Origin of the sequence: Carboxylicivirga litoralis (genome assembly GCF_025499605.1) — a bacterium.
Lineage (GTDB): Bacteria > Bacteroidota > Bacteroidia > Bacteroidales > Marinilabiliaceae > Carboxylicivirga > Carboxylicivirga litoralis.
Window position 1 is genome coordinate 32,457 of record NZ_JAFMVC010000016.1, and the last position, 19,890, is coordinate 52,346.

Genomic DNA, 19,890 nt, shown 5'->3' on the forward strand with positions numbered 1-19,890 from the left:
TCTTGAGAGCACTAGGAAAGTAAATTTTTAATATAAGTTAGGGGATATGGGCGTAAATACCCGAGCGTTAGATTTTTTTAAAATTAATGGGAGGATTGCATCTTGGATGTTGATCCTTAGTTTGTTAGTAGGAGTCAATTCTGAAGCACTAGCTGCTATTTATCAATATGATACCGATTGTGCAGGAGGTGCAATATCAGCTTCAGATTTATTGGCAAATGCCACAACAACTGGAGGTGGAGGTTTAAATATTCCAGTTGCAGATAGAACAGGAGGTACGTGGACAGACTTAGGAGGTCTCACCTTTTCTACTTTAGACGAAAATGCAATTATTACTAAAACAACAAGTGGAAACAATAATTACCATCTAGACTGGACCGTTGAACGACCAGTTGGGTCAGGTAATTTTATAAAATATGATGTACTTTTAAAAACCAGAGTTGGTTTTACGGCACCAACTATCATTGACTTTACTGAAGTTAATCCTTCTTCTTGCGGAATTCCTTTTAGTCCACAAGCTCGGCTAGAAATTAGTGGAGGTTCTGGAGATTATGATGTCACTATTGAGGATGAAACGGGGGCTATAAAGTATACTAATAATGCTTTTCCTATAAATTCGTTTCAAATTATTAATTTAGGAAGTGAGTCTACAGATAAAACCTACTCGATTATAACAGTTACTGGAGGTGGCGGTTGTGTAGCTGATATTACAGATGTTTCATCTATTACATTTACAAACGTAACACCGCAGCCTTTTGTATTACAGGATGCTGTGGGGAATACCAGTGTGACTGGATGTGCGAGTTCTGGTGTCGATTTATACCTGTCGAATAGTGAAGATCAGGTTAGTTACCGTGTTTATTCTGGAGCTACTGTTGTGCTTGGTCCAGTTCCTGGAAATACAACAGGAACACCATTATTTCTCGGTACTGTTAATACAATAGGAACAACTACTTATTATGTGGAAGCTACTCATGTATCGGGATGTAATGCCACAATGGGGAATATGACTGTTAACTTGTCAAATGCTCCTACTGCCACTATACCAGCAGGTAATAATTTCGAAAAGTGTTTTGGTGGTACAGAGCAATTTGATATTACGCTAAACATCAGTCCAACAGATCAAGGCCCATGGAATGTCGTTATGACTGACGGTGTTAATGATTATGCTTTTGTTGCTAATACGTTTGATGATACGTGGAGAACTCCGGATTTGCAGGCTACCACAACTTATACAGTTAAATCCATTGAAGACAGAAATGGTTGTATAAACACGGTTAATAATGGTTCGGCTCTTATTACTGTTAATCCTAAGCCAGCTGTTACCTTGGTTAGTCCGGATAATGTGTGTTTAGGAAATTCAATTAACCTGGCTACTACTGTTGCCCCGGTAGGTATTACTATTGTTGATTACGACTGGAGTACTGGTGTAAGAGGACCGGCTCTTGATAATATAACTGTACTTCCAAATATTCAGCCAATACATACTTATGATGTGACAGTAACTTCTGATAAAGGATGTACCGGAACAGCAGCAAAAAATATAACGGTCAACTCATTACCAGTTGTCTCATTTTCTTCGCCTAAATATACTTTTTGCCAGGATGATGCGCCTGAGGTTCTAACCAGTGTACCAGCTGCAGGTGGAAGTTATAATATAGGTTCAGCAACGTTTGACCCATCCATTATGCCAGTTGGTTCACAAAGTGTTACCTATACTTATACTGATGTAGCAACAGGCTGTACAAACAGCGACACAAAGACATTTACGGTTAATCCAGTGCCTAATGTATCAATCACAGGAGCTAGTAATTCTTATTGTGCAGATGAGGGCATTGTCACCATTCAAGGTAATCCTTCCGGTGGTGGGGCAGTGGCTTTTGGTTCTTTCTCATGCTTCCCCAATGGTGGTTATTTTTCAGATAATGGGGATGGAACAGCAAACTTTAATACAGTTGCGGCTGTAATTGATCAGGGACCGGGTAACTATATTTTCTCTTATACTGTTGCCAACTCATTAGGTTGTGATGCCACGGCAACGCATACCACAACTGTTAATCCTGACATGAATGCCACCGTCAACTTTACTGGTTTGGCGGCATTCTATTGCGGAGATGATCCTACCCAAGTAATTACGTTAACAGGTAATGCCCCTGGGAATGGCACCTTTACCATTAACCCGGCATCGGCGGCAGCAGGAGCTACACCTGCTTTTGTTGATAATACAGATGGCACTGCTACCTTCTACCCCAACCGAGCTGGAGGAGGTAATTACGATATTACATACGAATACACCGATGCCAATGGATGTACTGGACGAAGAACGTATTCCACTACTGTTGGTGCAACTTTGGTCTTTAACTTAGATGGACTAACATTCTGTCAGGGTGATCCATTGCAGACACTAACGGCAACACCAGCTGGTGGTTCATTCTCTATCGAAGCGCCAGATGGTACTATCCATGCGCCTATTGCCAATGGTAATACCACTTGGTTCGATCCATCGACGCGTATGCCCGGTATTTACCTCATTACCTATAATTACGATAATGGAGGTGGTTGTTTAACCTCACAAACCTATCCGGTTGAGATTAAGAAAGCGCCATATCCTGATTTTTCAATTGATGGAACAGGCAAGTATTGTGAGCAAGGGGCACGAGTAAAGTTGACTAAAGTAACATCAAATCCGGGTGTATTCACAGGAACGGGCGTTACCGAAGAGAGTAATGCTTACTATTTCAATCCTGATTTAGCAGGTGTTGGTACGCACACCATCACCTTTACAACCGATAGTCTTGGTTGTCGTTCAACTAAAACAATGGATGTTGAGGTGGTAAATTCACCTGTGTTGGATATTCAGCTTGATCCATCATTGGCCTATTGCGATAATGATGGAGGTGTTGTTATCGAGGGATTAGTAGATGGTTCAACAAGTCTTTCGGGAGATTTCACAAGTGCTACGAACCCATCTGGCAATCCTCTGGTTCAAAATATTTATGCACCTGAAAGCATTGTTGATGACGATGGTAAAGGCTGGCTTGATCCAGCTGTTGGCCCTGGTAATTACGATGTTACGTATATATATACTAACCCGGGTAATGGATGTATATACGAATATACCGAGAACATTGAAATATTCCAGTCTGATGGTGCCAACTTCAATGGTATTGACAATGGAGCAGTACTTTGCCAGGGAACAGGTATTGTAAATCTTTATGGTTTATTACCAAACGGTGGTACCGGACGCTTCCCAACGCAAAATCCTGCAGATCCAACGCCGGATCCAACAGCCGATCCTGATAAAAATACAGGTGTTATCAATTCTGGTTTATTAGATGGAGAAGCAAGTTTTGATACGCGCCTCCTAACACCGGGTAATTATACGTTATTATATGAGTATACCAATGCTGCAGGCTGTACCAATTACAGCGAAAAGACATTTACAATTGTTGAAGGTCCGGTTGATGTCTATCAGGTTGTTGGTGGCGGAGCCTACTGTGTAGATGCTGCTGTTAAGGGGGTTACAATTGGTATCGATGGTTCCACAGCTGGCGTAACCTATGAATTACGATTAGGAGGAACGCTTAAGCAAACCAAAGTTGGTCCTGCTGCCGGTGGTCCAATGAATTTTGACGCACTGGTTACTGAAGTAGGTACTTATAGTGTATGGGCTATACTTGGAACTTGCGAAGCGCCCATGTCTGGCAATGTGACAGTTGAGGTGTATGACTTATTGCTTCAGCTCGATGGAGCCAATGCCGTAAAAGATATTTCATGTTTCGGAGCCAACGATGGAGAAGTTAAATTGCTGGCATCGGGAGGAAGTGGAAATTATACTTTTGAATATAGCTTAAATGGTGGTGCATGGACAGTTAATCCAAATACAACACCAAACCATTTTATAGATCTTGTTCCTGGTGATTATGAATTCAGAATTACAGATCAAGATGTGAGTGCAGCATGTGCATTACCTGCTGGTCGTGAAGTGAATGTAACGATCAATTCACCAACAGCAGCTTTATCAGTTAATTTCACTCAATTGACTAAGAACGGATGCGATTGTGCGGCAACGCCTGCTAACTGTGATGGTTCTGCAATTTTAACCATTAACGGAGGAACCAAGTTTACTGATTTAGCAACTTATCCAAGTGGTTATCAGGTAGATTGGCCTTCAACAGTGACCAACTTAAGTGCTGATAAATTAACTGCAACACAATTGTCTGATGGTACTTACACTGTTAATGTTACTGATGCCAATGGTTGTACAAGCTCTATCATTGTTACGATTGATCGCGAAGCGGATATTAGCTTAGTATTAAACAGCCAGACTGATAATGAATGTTTCGGTGTTAATGTTGCAACAGCTCAGGTAACTGCCGCTGGTGGTTCGGGACAATACCAGTTTTCATATGATGGAGGAGTTAACTGGACATTGCCAACGGCAAGCACAAACTATACTACCGGTGTGTTATCAACTGGTAATCATGATATTCTAGTGAGAGATGCTAACCATGTACATTGTGAAACCGGTTTTACAGTAACTATTATTGGCCCGGCGTCAGGACTTGGTCTTACAGTGACTCCAACCGGAGAAACGTGCGCCGGAGATGACGATGGTTCTATCGCATTGAATATCACCGGAGGAACTGCTCCGTATCGCTATGAGTTAGATGGAAGCGGAACAATCTTAGCTGTTCCTGGAACATTGGTTATTTCACCGATTGCTGATGGTGCTCATACAATTACAATTTTAGATGCGAATGATTGTGTTGTTACTGAGGTGTTTACAATCGATAAAGCACCTGTCATCAACCTAACAGGTTTAGTCACCAATGCAACGTGTGATGGCAATGCCGATGGTAAGGTTGAACTTACAGCCAATCCTGCCAATGTTAATTATGTTTACTCTATCGATGCCGGTGCTAACTGGCAATCGTCACCAACATTTGATTTATTAGATGCAGATATATATAACTTTGAGGTTAAGGATAATGTAAAGGGTTGTACAGCAGTTCTTAATAATGTTATTGTTGATGATAATCCGGCAATTGTTATTAATGCATCTACAATTAATAATCATGTTGTGTGCGATGGCGAAGCCAATGGATCATTTACAGCTTCTGCAAGTGGAGGTCAACCAAGTGGTTCCTTCGAATATGCCATTGCAACGGATGTAGGAGGAAATCCAATTTACCAGGATTCACCAATTTTTACTGGTTTATCGGCAGGTACTTATGATATTTGGATTCGCAATAAAGGTACACTTTGTGAAGTTTACCAATCTGATTATGCCATTATCACCAACCCGCCAACACCATTGGCTGTAAGTTTGGTTAGCAAAACTGATTTATCTTGCATTGGCGATAACACTGGTGAAATTGATATAACCGTAAATGGTGGATGGGGAGTTTATACTTATCAGTGGCGAAATAAAGATACCAACGAAAATTTTGGAACCAATCAAGATCTGAATGCTGGAACAATTGGAGTTGGTCAACGAATCTATGGTGGAACATACGAAGTGGTAGTTGAAGATGCGAATGGTTGTCAATTTATATTTGAACAAATTATTACCGAACCTTCACCATGGAATGTGTCGGTTACAACTACACCAAATACAATTACGAACGCAGCTAGCGATCCTCTAATTATTGGTGATGGAACGGCTATTTTAAATCCTGTAAGTGGAGGTAGTGATCCTGCCACTTATACTTACGAGTGGTTCGACAGTTCGAACACTTCGATTGCAGTTGGAACAAATTCTGTTTCAAACCTTGATCCAGGAAATTATTATGTAGTGGTCACTGGTAGTGCAGCAACATGTGCACACCGTGAAGATTTTATTATTGGTGATACAACGGTGCCATTAACATTTGATGTTCTTCCATCAGATGCACCTTGTAATGGAGAATTAGGATCGTTGCAAGTGTCAATTACCGGAGGCACACCCAATTATGATATTGATTACCAACGCAATGCCGATCCTGTACAGACCATTTCAGGAACAGGTAGTAATTCGCATACGATTGCTGTTGTAGCAGGAACTTATTCGGTTACAGTGCGGGACGCAAATGGAGGCATCGTTACAAAAACAGGAATAATCGTTGATGAACCCAATGCGTTTACCCTTTCTGCACTGCCGGATTACGACAATTGTGAAGCAACAATTGAAGTAACAATTTCTGTAGCTGATAACTATTCAGTAAGTTGGGTGGTCCCTGCCGGAGCACCCGCCATTACTACACCTGATGTTACTGCTGGTAATTCGTTTACTGCGAGTGGATTAACCTTTGTTGGTGATTATATTGTTACTGTTGAAAATAAAACAACGGGTTGTACACAATCTGAGTTAATCACTTTACGCGAACCTAAAATAACTGTTGTTGAGGATATTACGCAACATAAGGATTTACTTTGTAATGGTGCCGATAATGGTTACCTGGCAGTCGAGGTAACCGGAAGAGAGTCTGGACACGTCTTTAATTATGTTTGGCAGAATTTAGATACGGGAACAGGTCCAATCGATACAGGTAACACACCGTCCATCGGATCAACTGATGCAGTCGATGCTGGTGAGTGGCAGGTTACGGTTGTTTCAAGTGATAACTGTACTTTCGATTTACGAGGTATGTTCATCACCGAACCGACTATTCTAACAATGACCGATCCCGTTGTCAAAAATATTACAACGTGTTCCACTCACGACAATGGACAGGTTGATCTTTCAGTAAGCGGAGGAACTGCTCCATATACTGTAACGGTTACGAATGGAGTATTCATAGAAACAAAAACACAAACTGTTGCAGCGTTTACGTTTACTGATTTACCAGAAGGAAATACTTATACTGCGACAGTCGTAGATGCAAATGCTTGTGCACCTGTTACTAAAGCGTTTATAGTCACGGCCCCAGAAGTTGTTTCGGTAACTAATGTGGACGGTACAATTTCATGTTTCGGAGCCAATGATGGAGTTATCTCATTTGACATCAGTGGAGGTGTTCAATACAATGATGCCGGTACTTGGAAAAATATTTATGACATAATTATAACAGGAGATAATGGTTATAATTTTGCAACACAAATAAACGATGTTGCGATACCTGATTATACATTTACTTCTGTTAATACATTAGCGCCAGGTACTTATACTATTCGGGTCTGGGATAATCTGGCAACAGTAGATCCAACAAGTGGATGTCCGGAGCCTGCTTTTGAAACGCAAGTAACCTTATCGCACCTGGAGGTTGTTGAAACCATTGTTAACAAAACTTGTCCGGGTGGAACTGATAATGGTTCCATCGAAGTAGTTGTTTCTGGTTCAGGTAATTATTCATGGGAGTGGACTTATCCTGATTTATCTGTTGTGAATACAGGTGTTATTAATCAATACAATTTAGCAACTGGTGATTATACGCTTGTTGTTACTGACGTTGATAAAGGATGTTCTTTACCTCCAATTACTTATACCGTTGATTATGAACGTGAAGTTCAGATTACAAACTGGGATATTAAAGATGTAGATTGTTATAATGAGTCCAATGGTTCGATAACAAATATCGTTCATAATGCAGCAGTGCCACCGGCTTATAACTGGAGTGGTGTTGCAGTTGGAAATGAAAACTTAACAGAGCAAACCAACTTATCGATTGGTTTCTATCAGTTAACGATTACTGAACCAGGAACTGGTTGTTCTGCCAGTGAAATATTTGAGGTAAAACAGCCTGATAATCTGCATTATAACTTGGTAAGTACATTAAGCTGTGGGCCATTTAGTCAGAACATTGCTGTTAGTGGCTTAACGGGAGGTAATGGAAATACAGGAAACTATTCATACCAATGGATGGCACCCGATGGTAGTTTATTACCAGATGTTGCTGATAATATTGATGTTAGTGAAGAAGGTATTTACACCGTAACGGTTACTGATGAAGCAGGACTTTGTAGCTTAACGAAGTCAATATCTGTTGAAGGTGTAATGACGATTGTTGTTACTAATCAACAAGATGTTAGTTGTTTCGGCTTAAGCGATGGCGCTATTGAAGTAAGCATATTGGGCGGTCCGGCCAACAGACAGTTTGTTTATAATTGGGAAGTATACAATGCAGGTGTTTGGAATGCTACAGGCACTCCAGTTACAGACGCCTCTATAATTGGTATAACTTCAGGTACGTATCGGGTTACTGTAAGCGCGGTAGATGCTGTTAATTACCCATGTTCTGTTACATCAAGTGATATTATTATTAATCAGCCGGTTGAGCTCAGCTATGTTAGTATCAATAATGTTGACGTAAGTACATGTTCAGGAGATGCCAGTGGTTCTATTGAGATTGCAGTAACTGGTGGTTCAGGTGTTTATAACTTGGATTACACGGGCGATAATGTGACAGATTTAGTATCAAACGATGGTTTGTTCAGGGTTGAGAATTTAACTGCAGCAACTTACCAATTACGATTAAGTGATTCAAATGGGTGTGTAACTAATCCTGTAATTCAGGATGTTACCATTAATGAACCTGTACCGTTAATGGTAGCAGTTGATAATGCCGCCACTCGAATGGACTGTGAAACAGAAGGAACAGGAACGATTGAGTTTAACGTAACGGGAGGTAATAAAGATAGTTCAGGTAATCCGTCTTATGAAATAACTGTTAGTGGTCATGCAACTCGAAATGTAAGTGCTGAAGGTGCAGTTGCTTATACAAATCTTAATAGCGGAATATATACGATTGTAGTTAAGGATTTATTAGCATCAACACAATCGGCTTGTACGCAAACGGAAACGACGGTTGTACTTGAGTTGTTAACTATTGAAGCACAGGTGTTTGATAATACTTGTGCCAATACTGTTAATAATGTTGGTGCTATTCGTAATATAACTATTAATGGTACATCAACTAATTTCACATGGCGTTGGGATGAAGTTGCAGGTAATTTAGTTACAGATAATACATCTCTGGATCAGGAAAATCTTCCAGCCGGTGATTATGTGTTAGAAGTTGTTGATGCCGATCGTGGTTGTACTGTTACTAAAACTTTCACAGTTGGCGTATCTAAGGTATTGGATATTACAGGTGTTGCGGTTCCAATTTCATGTTTCGGTGCTGCTGACGGTATGATTTCAGGAGTAACGATCTTAGGAACAACTAACTATACCTACAACTGGACAGGTGCCGGGGCTGTCGATAATACGCGTATTGATGCTCAGGAGAATTTGATTCAAGGAACATATACACTTGAAATTGAGGATAAAGATAATGGTTGTCGTGCCAGTGAAGTATGGTTAATTGATGAACCTGCCGAGATAACCTTTGATTTACAACTAGTTATTGAAGATTGTGAACCATACTCAAGAGGCATCAATGTTGTCAATCCAACTGGAGGTAATGCAACAGTACCAACTGATTATACTTATACCTGGCGAGGTCCTGGTAATGTTGTCTACACAACTCAGAATTTAAGTGGTTTAACACAAGGAGGAACCTACACTGTTACCGTCGCTGATAATAATTGTGGCGTTACAAAATCAATAGTTGTTCCTGAACCAGTTGTTATTACGCCAACAATAACTGCATTGGATTGTAGTAGTGATACCAACGGTGCCATCGCTATTAATGTTGCTGGTGGTTCTGGAGACTTTAGTTATCAATGGACTAAGGATGGTGCGCCATATAGTGCTGTACCTAGTATTTCAGGTTTAGCCCCTGGAACATACGAATTGACAGTAACTGATAATATAGAGAGTGATGGTACAAATTGTACTTATACATGGTCTTATGATCTTATTGCACCAGATGCATTAACGATTATAGGTACTGTTACCAATGTGCTATGTAATGGTGATAATAATGGTGAAATTGCCATCAATGTAACAGGTGGAACCGGAACTTATAGCTATAACTGGACAACAATAGATGGTAGTGGACTGGTGACGACGGATCAGAACCAAATCGGATTATCTGGAGGAATCTATACAATTGTAGTTGAAGATGCTAATGGATGTGTGTCTGCAGCTCAGGATTTTACAGTTAATGAATTTGATGCGATTGATTTTACCCCTGTTCCAGTTGATACAGACTGTAGTGGAGAAAATGCTGAAATCGCGCTTACATTGCTGACAGGAGGTAGTGGTGCATATGATTATTATTGGAGTGCTACAGATGGTGGAAATGTACCGACTGCTGATAAGAATAACCAAAACTTAACAGGTTTAGTGGGTGGAACATATACTGTTAAAGTGTCTGATGCAGCTAACGCTGGATGTTTTGTCGAGAAAGACATTGTTTTAACAAAAGCAATTACTGCAGATATTCAGGTTATCAACCAAGGCTGTGCAGGTGCCGAAAACGGACAGATTAATCTGACTGTTTCGGGAGGTGTTGCACCATATAGTTTTGCCTGGACCACAACTGATGGCAATGGATTGGTGGCGACTGATCAAAATCAAACAGGATTAGCTGCTGGAACATACGAGGTTACAATTACAGACTCCAGAGGAACAGGAAGCTGCTCAATTTCAGAAACAATTACTGTTGGTATTGATGTCGATATCACAATTAGTGCCAATGTTTCAAATATTAGTTGCTTTGGTGGAGATGACGGTGTTATCACTCTTTCTCAGGTGACTGGTGGTAATGGTACCTATGGTTATACATGGTCTGGACCGATTGGTAGTAACCTGGTGGCTGGACAACGCAGCCAAAACGGATTAATTGCTGGAGACTATAAAGTGATTGTAGAAGATTTAGCGACAGGATGTTCTGTTGAACAAACCTATACAATTACGCAACCTGCCGAAATTATTATCAGTGTTGACAATGTGGTCGATGTTGAGTGTAAAGGTGCACAAACTGGAGGTATCACAATTTCTGCAACAGGAGGAACCGGAGCTTATAATTATTTATGGACCGGACCAGCTTCAAACCTGGTTCAGAATGTGGCTACTCAAAGTAATTTGATGGCAGGTGATTATACAGTTACAGTTACCGATGTACACAACTGTAGTAGTTCAACTGTTGATATTACGATTAATGAACCTGTCAATGCACTGTCAGCCAGCTTGCAAAACATTACAAATGTAAGTCTTAATGGTGGTAACGATGGTGAAATTGAAATTAGTGTATTTGGCGGAACAGGTGGTAAAACGATTGCCTGGTCAGGTCTTGATTTTGGAGGAGCGCCAATAGCTTTAACACCAGTTCAACAGAATACGACAAATCCACAGGATTTAGTGGCTGGTATATATACGGTTATCGTAACTGATGACAATGGATGTTCTGTTACACTTGATGATATAAGAGTGACTGAGCCGAATATGGCCTTAAGCATGTCGTTTACCAAGAAGGACATCGAACCTTGTAATGGTTCTGGCTTTGGTGAAATATCAGTCACTGCCTTGGGAGGCATGGCACCTTATACGATTACTTTAAAAACTTCCGGTGGTGTTGTAGTTAGTTCGGTTAATGCCGATCAGCTTATAGAAAGTTCGTTGACACAGGGCATTTACACGATAGAAATAGAAGATGATAATTCAACGGTTATAACACAAACTGTAACCATAAATGAACCACCAGTATTGACGATTACTACATCTGGCAAAGTAGATGTAACATGCAATGGTGCTTCAACGGGTAGTTTTGATTTCCAGGTTTCAGGTGGCCTTGTTCAAGCTCCAAATAATTATTACAAAGTTATTGTTACTGGTGCTGGTTCTTATTATAAAGAATTCACAACGGTTACAGCAGGGGTGTCTGTTCCTGTTCCAGCGTTAGCTGCAGGTGAGTATCATTTAACTGTAATTGATGATATAAGCGATACACAGAGCTATAATATTGGTGAAAACTGTTACAGCGAAACCAGTATAGTAATAGCACAGCCTGAAGCTGTTGCAACTATTGCTAATGATGCAAGTATTTGTGCAGGTGAGTCTGCTGTATTACAAATAAGTGTTGTGGATTATCCGGTTAGTGCAGCTAATCCATTGGATATTACCTTAAGTGATGGTACAATTCATACCATGACTTCAGCCACAACTAATGTAACGGTTACGCCTGTAGCTACCACCACATATAGTATTACAGCTGTTGAAGATGGTGGTTGCTCAAAAGGCTCAAGTGATGGTAGTACAGCGACCGTTGTGGTCAATGAATTGCCAAGCGCACATATTTCATTAGTAGGTGCTGATGAGATTTGTTTAGGCGAGTCAACACAGTTCCGTTTACAGTTATTAGAAGGTTCACGTCCTTGGAATGTGGTTTATAATGACGGTTCAACAAGTACGAGCTTAAGTATTATGAATCGTGATACTATAATTACTGTTACACCGGTTTCAAATACAAGCTATAACTTGGTTTCTGTCAATGATGGTAATTGCACAGGAACAACATTAACTGGTCAGGTAGATATTACGGTCAATGAATTACCTTCTGTAACAATGAGTGTATTACCTGCAAATACGAGTATTTGCGAAGGTGATAATTCTGAGTTAGTATTTACCTTCCCTACAGGAACGGCTGATTATGAAGTGACATATAAAGAAGGTGGCGTTGTAAAAACAGTGAATGCAACACCATTGGTTGGTAATCAATATACATTAACTATTTCCCCATCTATAACCACTGATTATGAATTGGTATCGGTAAAAGATGCTAATGCATGTGATGTGGCTGTATCGGCCTCTGTTATTACAATCACTGTATTGAACAATCCGGCAGATGCTGGTACCATATCTGGTGATATGATAGTATGCCAGGGGGCAACTGGGGTAAGTTATACAATTGCTGATATTGCAGATGCCACCTCATATCTGTGGAACGTTCCGGCGAGCATGGGAACCATTGTGACGGGTAATGGAACCAAAACAATTACTGTTGACTTCTTAACGTCATTTACTGGAAGCGATAATATCACAGTAAGTGGTGTCAACGGTTGTTCTACAGGACGAAGTTCATCAATAGGTGTTACAGCCAGCTTATTACCAGAGAAGCCAATTACACCAAGTGGTTCTATTAATATTTGTGAAGGCGAAACCGGATTACGATACAGTATTACTGCAGTTGCAAATGCCAGCTCTTATACCTGGTCTATTCCTGAAGGATTAGAGTTTGTTGGTGATAATAACGGTACTGAAATAGAGTTAAATGTGAAACCAGCGTACAATAATTTCGTGGGAGAAATTAAAGTAACGGCTAACAATGCATGTGGAGCTGGAGAGGAGTCTGATCCGCTCGTAGTAACGGTTTCTCCGCTACCTGTTGCTAATGCAGGTACTGACGAATATGGAATTTGTGCTTCAACGCATCAACTGAATGCGACTGCCCCGGGTGTTGGCTTTACGGGAAGATGGACGGTTACTCAGGGAACAGCGCGCATTGTAGCTGGTGAAGAGAATCTGTTTAATGCACATATTACTGGTATATCTCATGGAGAGAATACCTTTGTATGGACGGTTACAAACACTGCGACCGGGTGTACAAGTTCGGATGATGTTAGCATCTTTAACGATCAGGTGGTTATTAGTGCTGCTGCTGATAATAATGCAGTTTGTAATGGAGAGGTTGAAGTTACAGGTACACCTATTTATGCTGATGCCAGCCATGGTTACTGGACAATAACAGCAGGAGGTGGATTTGTTGAAACACCATCAGCTGCTACAACCCGCATCACCAATCTGAACAATGGATTAAATACCATTGAATGGACGATTGTGAAGAACGGTTGTGAAAGCAAGGCCGCCATCGATGTTGTCAATAATCAACCTACAGTGCCGGTTATCTATGATAAAAATGGAATTGCTGCTAGTTTGATTGATTTAGTATGTCATGAGGACTTCACTGATATTTCAGCGACTGCTCCGGTTCAACCGGGCGAAACAGGTACATGGCGTATTGTTTCAGGTTCGGCCAATTTTGGTGCTAACCCTAATGCAACAGCAATTACAGTTAATGATATTGCACATGGTGAAACCACATTAACATGGACCATACAAAATGGCGCATGTACGGATGTTGCTACTGTTGTACTAAGAAATAACGAGCTTAATGTAGATGCAGGTGATGATGTATCGCAATGTTCAGATACGTATACATTGGATGCCAGCGTTCCTGGTGTAGGTGTTACTGGTCAATGGTCGATACCTGCAGGTTTGGGAACTGGTGTATTCAACGATGGTACAAGAGCTACTGCCACAGTAAGTAATTTGAGCAGAGGTGCGAATACTTTACGCTGGACAATGACGAAGAATGGTTGTAGTAGTTTTGATGATGTTATTATTACCAATAATGCGTCAAGCGCTGCTGCTGTAGGGACTCGTCAGGAATTATGTGCTTATGAAACCGTACTAACAGGAAATGCTCCATCTGCCGCTTTTGGAGAAACTGGTTTTTGGTCTGTTATTCAGGGCTCAGGTGCTTTTGATGATGAAACACAACATGACACAAGAGTTTCAGGTTTAGCGCATGGCTTAAACATCTTCAGATGGACAATTCTTCACAATGGCTGTTCATCGCATGCTGATCTAGAAATTTACAACAGACATGTTGATGTGTATGCCGGTAAAGACACGATTATTTGTGGTAAGACAGTGACCTTAACAGCTAATACACCAAATGCTGGTGATGTGGGCGAATGGACACTAATTTCCGGTGTTGGAGGTGGCACATTTAAACCAACAGATAAGAATAATCCTGAAATATTGATTGGTGGACTGGATTATGGTAGAAATGGTTTCGTTTGGACAATTATGCACGATGGTTGTGCATCATCCGATGAAATATTTGTGACCAACGATAATCCTTATTACGAAGATAGTGCTGGCGATAAACGTGAAGTATCGGCCGGAGACCCAATATTTGTAAATGGTTCAACAGCTGTAATGGTGGCAGATGACCCATTAGCAGGAGATGGTTTCTGGACCTTGGTTTCTGGAGGTGGTGTAATCACTGATCCATCTAATGCCGGAACGCTAATAACTGATTTACGTAAGGGAGAGAGCGTATTCCGATGGACGGTTACCAATGGTGTTTGTAGTTACTATTCAGATGTGACGATTACCAATGGTTCCATTGAGCAAGCCAATGCCGGACGAGATGCCTCTACCTGTAATTCAGAAATAAAATTATCTGCAAACGAACCGATCAATGCACTTGGAGAGTGGAGTGTGATTGAAGGTTCTGGCGCATTTGAAGATAAAACCAAGTTTAATACAAATGTTACTGGCTTAGATGAAGGAGAAAACCACTTTGTTTGGACCTTGTACAATGGAAGTACTGAATCGAAAGATACGGTTATTATAACCAACAATGTAGTCGCTCAGGCTTACGCTGGTTTAAATAAATCAATATGTAATACAGATGAGTTTGAATTGAGTGCTATAGCTCCTGTGGCTGGTCGTGGTTCTGCAAATTGGTCGGTTGTAAGTGGTAGTGGATCATTCGACGACGATACTGCGCCGTCAACCTTTATAAGAGGCCTAAGTCAGGGTGAAAACACCTTGAAATACGTTATTTCGTTAGATGGTTGTACGAGTGAAGCTTACGTGACGATCACCAACAATACACCAACGACACCTGATGCCGGAGAAGACCGTACCATTTGTGTTGATTCCATCCAGTTATTACCTAACACACCAGCTTATGGAACAGGTGAATGGAGTGTGGTAAGTGGATATGCCGATCCTGATGCCTTAGACAACGACTGGGCTAAGAAGTTGGCACCTGGAGAAAACAAGTTGTTATGGACCATCAATAATAATAATTGTACTTTATCCGACGAAATAATAATCATCAATAACCAACCAGATCAAGCCAATGCCGGAGAAGATATTATCGAAGGTTTATGTGTCGATCACACATTGCTTGATGCTGGGCCAGTGCTGTCCGGAAGAGGTGTTGGACGATGGGAGTTGGTGGCAGGATCCGGTTCGGTTACTGAACCTGCTAATCCTAAGTCGGAAGTAACAGGTCTTGGATTAGGTGTAAACCGATTCCGTTGGGTGGTTGATAATAATGGATGTATTTCAACCGATGAAGTCAATATTTCAAATAACCATATTGAAGCCGCTGCGGGTAACGACCAGGTGTTGTGTGCCGATACAGCCACGCTAAAAGCTAACTCTGCTTATCCAGGAACAGGAAGATGGGGTATTGTGGCAGGCTCAGGTTCTGCAATGTTTGACGATCGTAACGATCCATTTACCAAGGTGCGTGGTCTTCAGGAGGGCGATAATATTCTAACCTGGACCATTAGTTATGGCGGTTGTTCGCACACCAGTGAGGTGACCATCACCAATGATAGCCCAAGCGAGGCATGGGCCGGCGATAATCAATCACTTTGTGTTAGCAACTCAACTATATTGACAGCAAACCATCCTGCTCGTGGTGTTGGTGAGTGGACAATCGAAAATGGTTCTGCTTCTTTTGCATCCAGCATGCTCGATAATAATGCTGTAGTTAATGACTTGGCCTTTGGCGATAACATTTTCCGCTGGACAGTGACGCACAATGCTTGTAAATCTGTTTCCGATGTCATGGTCAGCTTTAACCGAATTGATGCGAATGCAGGAAGCGATAAAGACTTATGTACCGATGAAATTCAACTGGAAGGTAATACTGCTAATCCGGGCACAGGAACCTGGAGCGTTGTAGGAGGTACCAGCCAGGCGATATTTGAAGATGTTAATAATCCGAATTCGAAGGTGTCGAGCCTTGCCAAAGGTGTTAATGTTCTTCGATGGACCATTAATTACCGTGGTTGTGAAACCAAGTCGGAAGTTAAGATGACCAATAATTCACCAAGTGCAGCTTATGCTGGAAACTTACAGGAATTATGTGTCGATAATACCTTCTTAGATGCTACCATGCCTTCACCTGGTGTTGGCTCCTGGGAAGTATTGATGGGTTCTGGTTCGATTATCAATCCGAACGATCCAAAAACAGAAGTGACTAGTTTGTCGAAAGGTGATAATGTCTTCCGCTGGGTAGTGACAAATGGTATTTGTACATCGACTGATGAAGTACGAATTGTGAATAACGAACCGTCTATTCCGTATGCCGGTATAGATGAGGAATCGTGTAATACCTTTATTAAGCTGAAGGCTGAAGCACCATTATTTGGTAATGGGTTATGGACCATTGAAAAAGGAGCTGGTAATTTTGATGATCCAACAAGTCCAACGGCAACAATTACTAATTTGAATCCAGGCGATAACCTGCTTAAGTGGACGATTACACAAGGGCAATGTGAGTTGAGCCATTCTATAACTATTACCAATAACGCCGCCGATGTGGCCCAGGCTGGTCCAGATATTCAGGACTGTAACGACTGGTCGCAGCTCGATGCTAATATTCCTCAAGCAGGATTAGGAACAGGTGAGTGGTCGCTTGTTTCGGGTAAAGGTGATTTTGATGACTTAACAAGTGCCAAAACAACGATTCGTAATCTTGGGTTTGGTGAGAACGTACTGATGTGGACAATTACCAATGGTTCATGTTTCTCATCTGACCAGGTCACTATTTTCAATAAAATACCGGATCAGTCGGCAGCGGGTGATGACCGTACAACATGCGAAGATTATATTGTTCTCAATGCCAATAACCCGATTGATGGTTCAGGAACTTGGACTGTTGTGAGCGGTACTGGAGTATTTGAAAATCAGCATCAGCATAATACCATGGTAACCGATGTTGGATATGGTGAGAATATTTATAAATGGACCATTGCTTACGGTGATTGTACAACTGAAGATGTTGTTATTGTTGTAAGTAATAAGGCGAATCCTTACGCAGGTGAAGATGATGTGACCTATGAGCCTGATTATGCCATGCAAGCTCAAAATCCGGGAGCATTAAACGGTGTTTGGACAGTTGTAGCCGGTGGAGGAACATTTGATGATCCAAACTTCTTCAATACAACTGTGCGTAATCTGCCTTCAGGTAAGAGTACGTTCCGCTGGACGATTACTACTGATGGTTGTGAAGCCTACGATGAAGTAACCATTGAATATAAGGAAGTACCAGATGCCGGCTTTACAGTAAGCGATGAAGCAGGCTGTTTCCCACTTGAAATCAAGTTCACGAACTACTCTGTGGGTGGTGATGGTTATGCCTGGGATTTTGGTGATGGAGGCACATCTGGTGAACGCAGTCCTGTCTATACCTATCAAACACCAGGAACATACACTGCCGTATTAACAGTGGCTGGTCCTGATGGTAATGACGCAGTATTCACACAACGCATTTCTGTGTATGATCATCCGGTGGCTGATTTTAATGTTGGACCAGAGACGGTTTATCTGCCACAAGAGGAAATCAGGTGTTACGATATGTCTGTTGATGCGGTGAGTTGGTTCTGGGAGTTTGGCGATGGGCAAATATCGGAAGAACAAAATCCATCGTACACATACAGTAAAGAAGGAATCTATTCGATTACCTTAACCGTAACAAACCAGTATGGCTGTGAGAATTCATTCACCAAAGAAGATGCAATAGAAGCCATCAACAGTGGTTACATTGAATTCCCGAATGCCTTTAGACCTCGACCTGGAGGTGCAGGTAATTCAGGTACCATTGGAGAGCGTAAGGATGCCATCTTCAAATCGAAAAACAAAGATGTTGAAGAATTCCATATTCAGATATTTAACCGTTGGGGACAGCTTATTTATGAATCCAATGATGTGACTGAAGGATGGGATGGAACCTACAAAGGACAACTAGTACCTCAGGCGGTATATGTTTATAAAGCCTTTGTTCGATTTACAAACGGAAGGGAATTTAACAAAGCCGGAAGTGTTTTATTAGTGAGATAATGACGAAAATAGATATAACCCATAAACTACACGAAAAAGGACATTTGCTGCTTGTTAGCATGATGATAGCGTATTGTATGGTATCCTTTCAAGCACAAGCGCAAGATGTTTCTTTTTCACAGATGTATGCCACGCCCATGTACCTGAGTCCGTCGTTTACCGGTTTAACGCAGGGTACCCGAATGGGCTTAACCTATCGAGACCAATGGCCAGGAATTGCCAACACTTATCGATCTTACGCGCTGTCAGTCGACCATTTTTTCGATGAATACAGTAGTGGTTTAGGCTTGTTGGTATTACGTGATGATAATGGAGGTGGTTTGTTGGTAAGACAGGACATTAGTGCACTGTACTCATATGAGCTGGAGGTATTCCGTGAAATCTATGTTCGTCCGGGGATAGAATTTTCTTACAAGGAACGTAATCTGAACTTAATTGATGCGGTATTCCCATCAGATCAGGGAGCTGATGGAGACATCATTTCAAGTGGTTTGAATGCTGGTGAAGAGTATAATCACAAGCATTTTGATGCAGCGGCATCAGCTATGATTTATAGCGATGAATTTTGGTTTGGTTTTGCATTTCATAACTTGGTTAAGAACGATATAGCGACAACAGATATTGAAACATTCAATGCTTTTAAAACTTCGGTATATGGTGGATATAAATACCGCTATAAAGACAAGATGCGAAGAAATGATGAGCAGAGCTTGACACTGGCTTTTAATTACCGAATGCAGGCTAAATTTAGCCAGCTCGATGTTGGAACCTATTGGTATATTAACCCGATGGAGATTGGCTTGTGGTATCGGGGTATTCCATTTGCTTCGGCGGGAGGCCTTGAAAACCACGACGGACTTATCTTTATCCTCGGGCTAAACATAGGTAGTGCACGTTTGGGCTATAGCTATGACTGGACTTTATCGGAGCTTTCGGGGTATAGCAATGGAGCCAATGAGCTGACTTTAACCTGGCGTTTCAATCAAAATACTAAACGGGTGAAAAACAGAGGAGCCATTCCATGCAGTGCACCGGGTATAAATGGTGGCTCTGGTTCAAAATACCGTCGTCGTTCGCGTTCGTTTTTCTAA

At 41.3% G+C, this 19,890-nt stretch carries 2 protein-coding genes; both read left to right on the forward strand.

What is annotated here, in order from left to right; genetic code table 11:
• The first annotated feature begins 46 nt into the window (after nt 1-46).
• On the forward strand, nt 47-18,799 hold the full coding sequence (locus J1N10_RS14510; RefSeq protein ID WP_262327446.1) for a PKD domain-containing protein: 18,753 nt from the start codon (nt 47-49) through the stop codon (nt 18,797-18,799).
• A complete protein-coding gene (locus J1N10_RS14515; protein ID WP_262327447.1) occupies nt 18,799-19,890 on the forward strand; it encodes a PorP/SprF family type IX secretion system membrane protein in 1,092 nt (363 codons plus the stop codon). The genes J1N10_RS14510 and J1N10_RS14515 overlap by 1 nt, the downstream gene beginning before the upstream one ends.

Coding starts and splice junctions, on each gene's coding strand:
- J1N10_RS14515 (WP_262327447.1), top strand. CDS start 18,799: ATGACGAAAATAGATATAACCCATAAACTACACGAAAAAGGACATTTG.
- J1N10_RS14510 (WP_262327446.1), top strand. CDS start 47: ATGGGCGTAAATACCCGAGCGTTAGATTTTTTTAAAATTAATGGGAGG.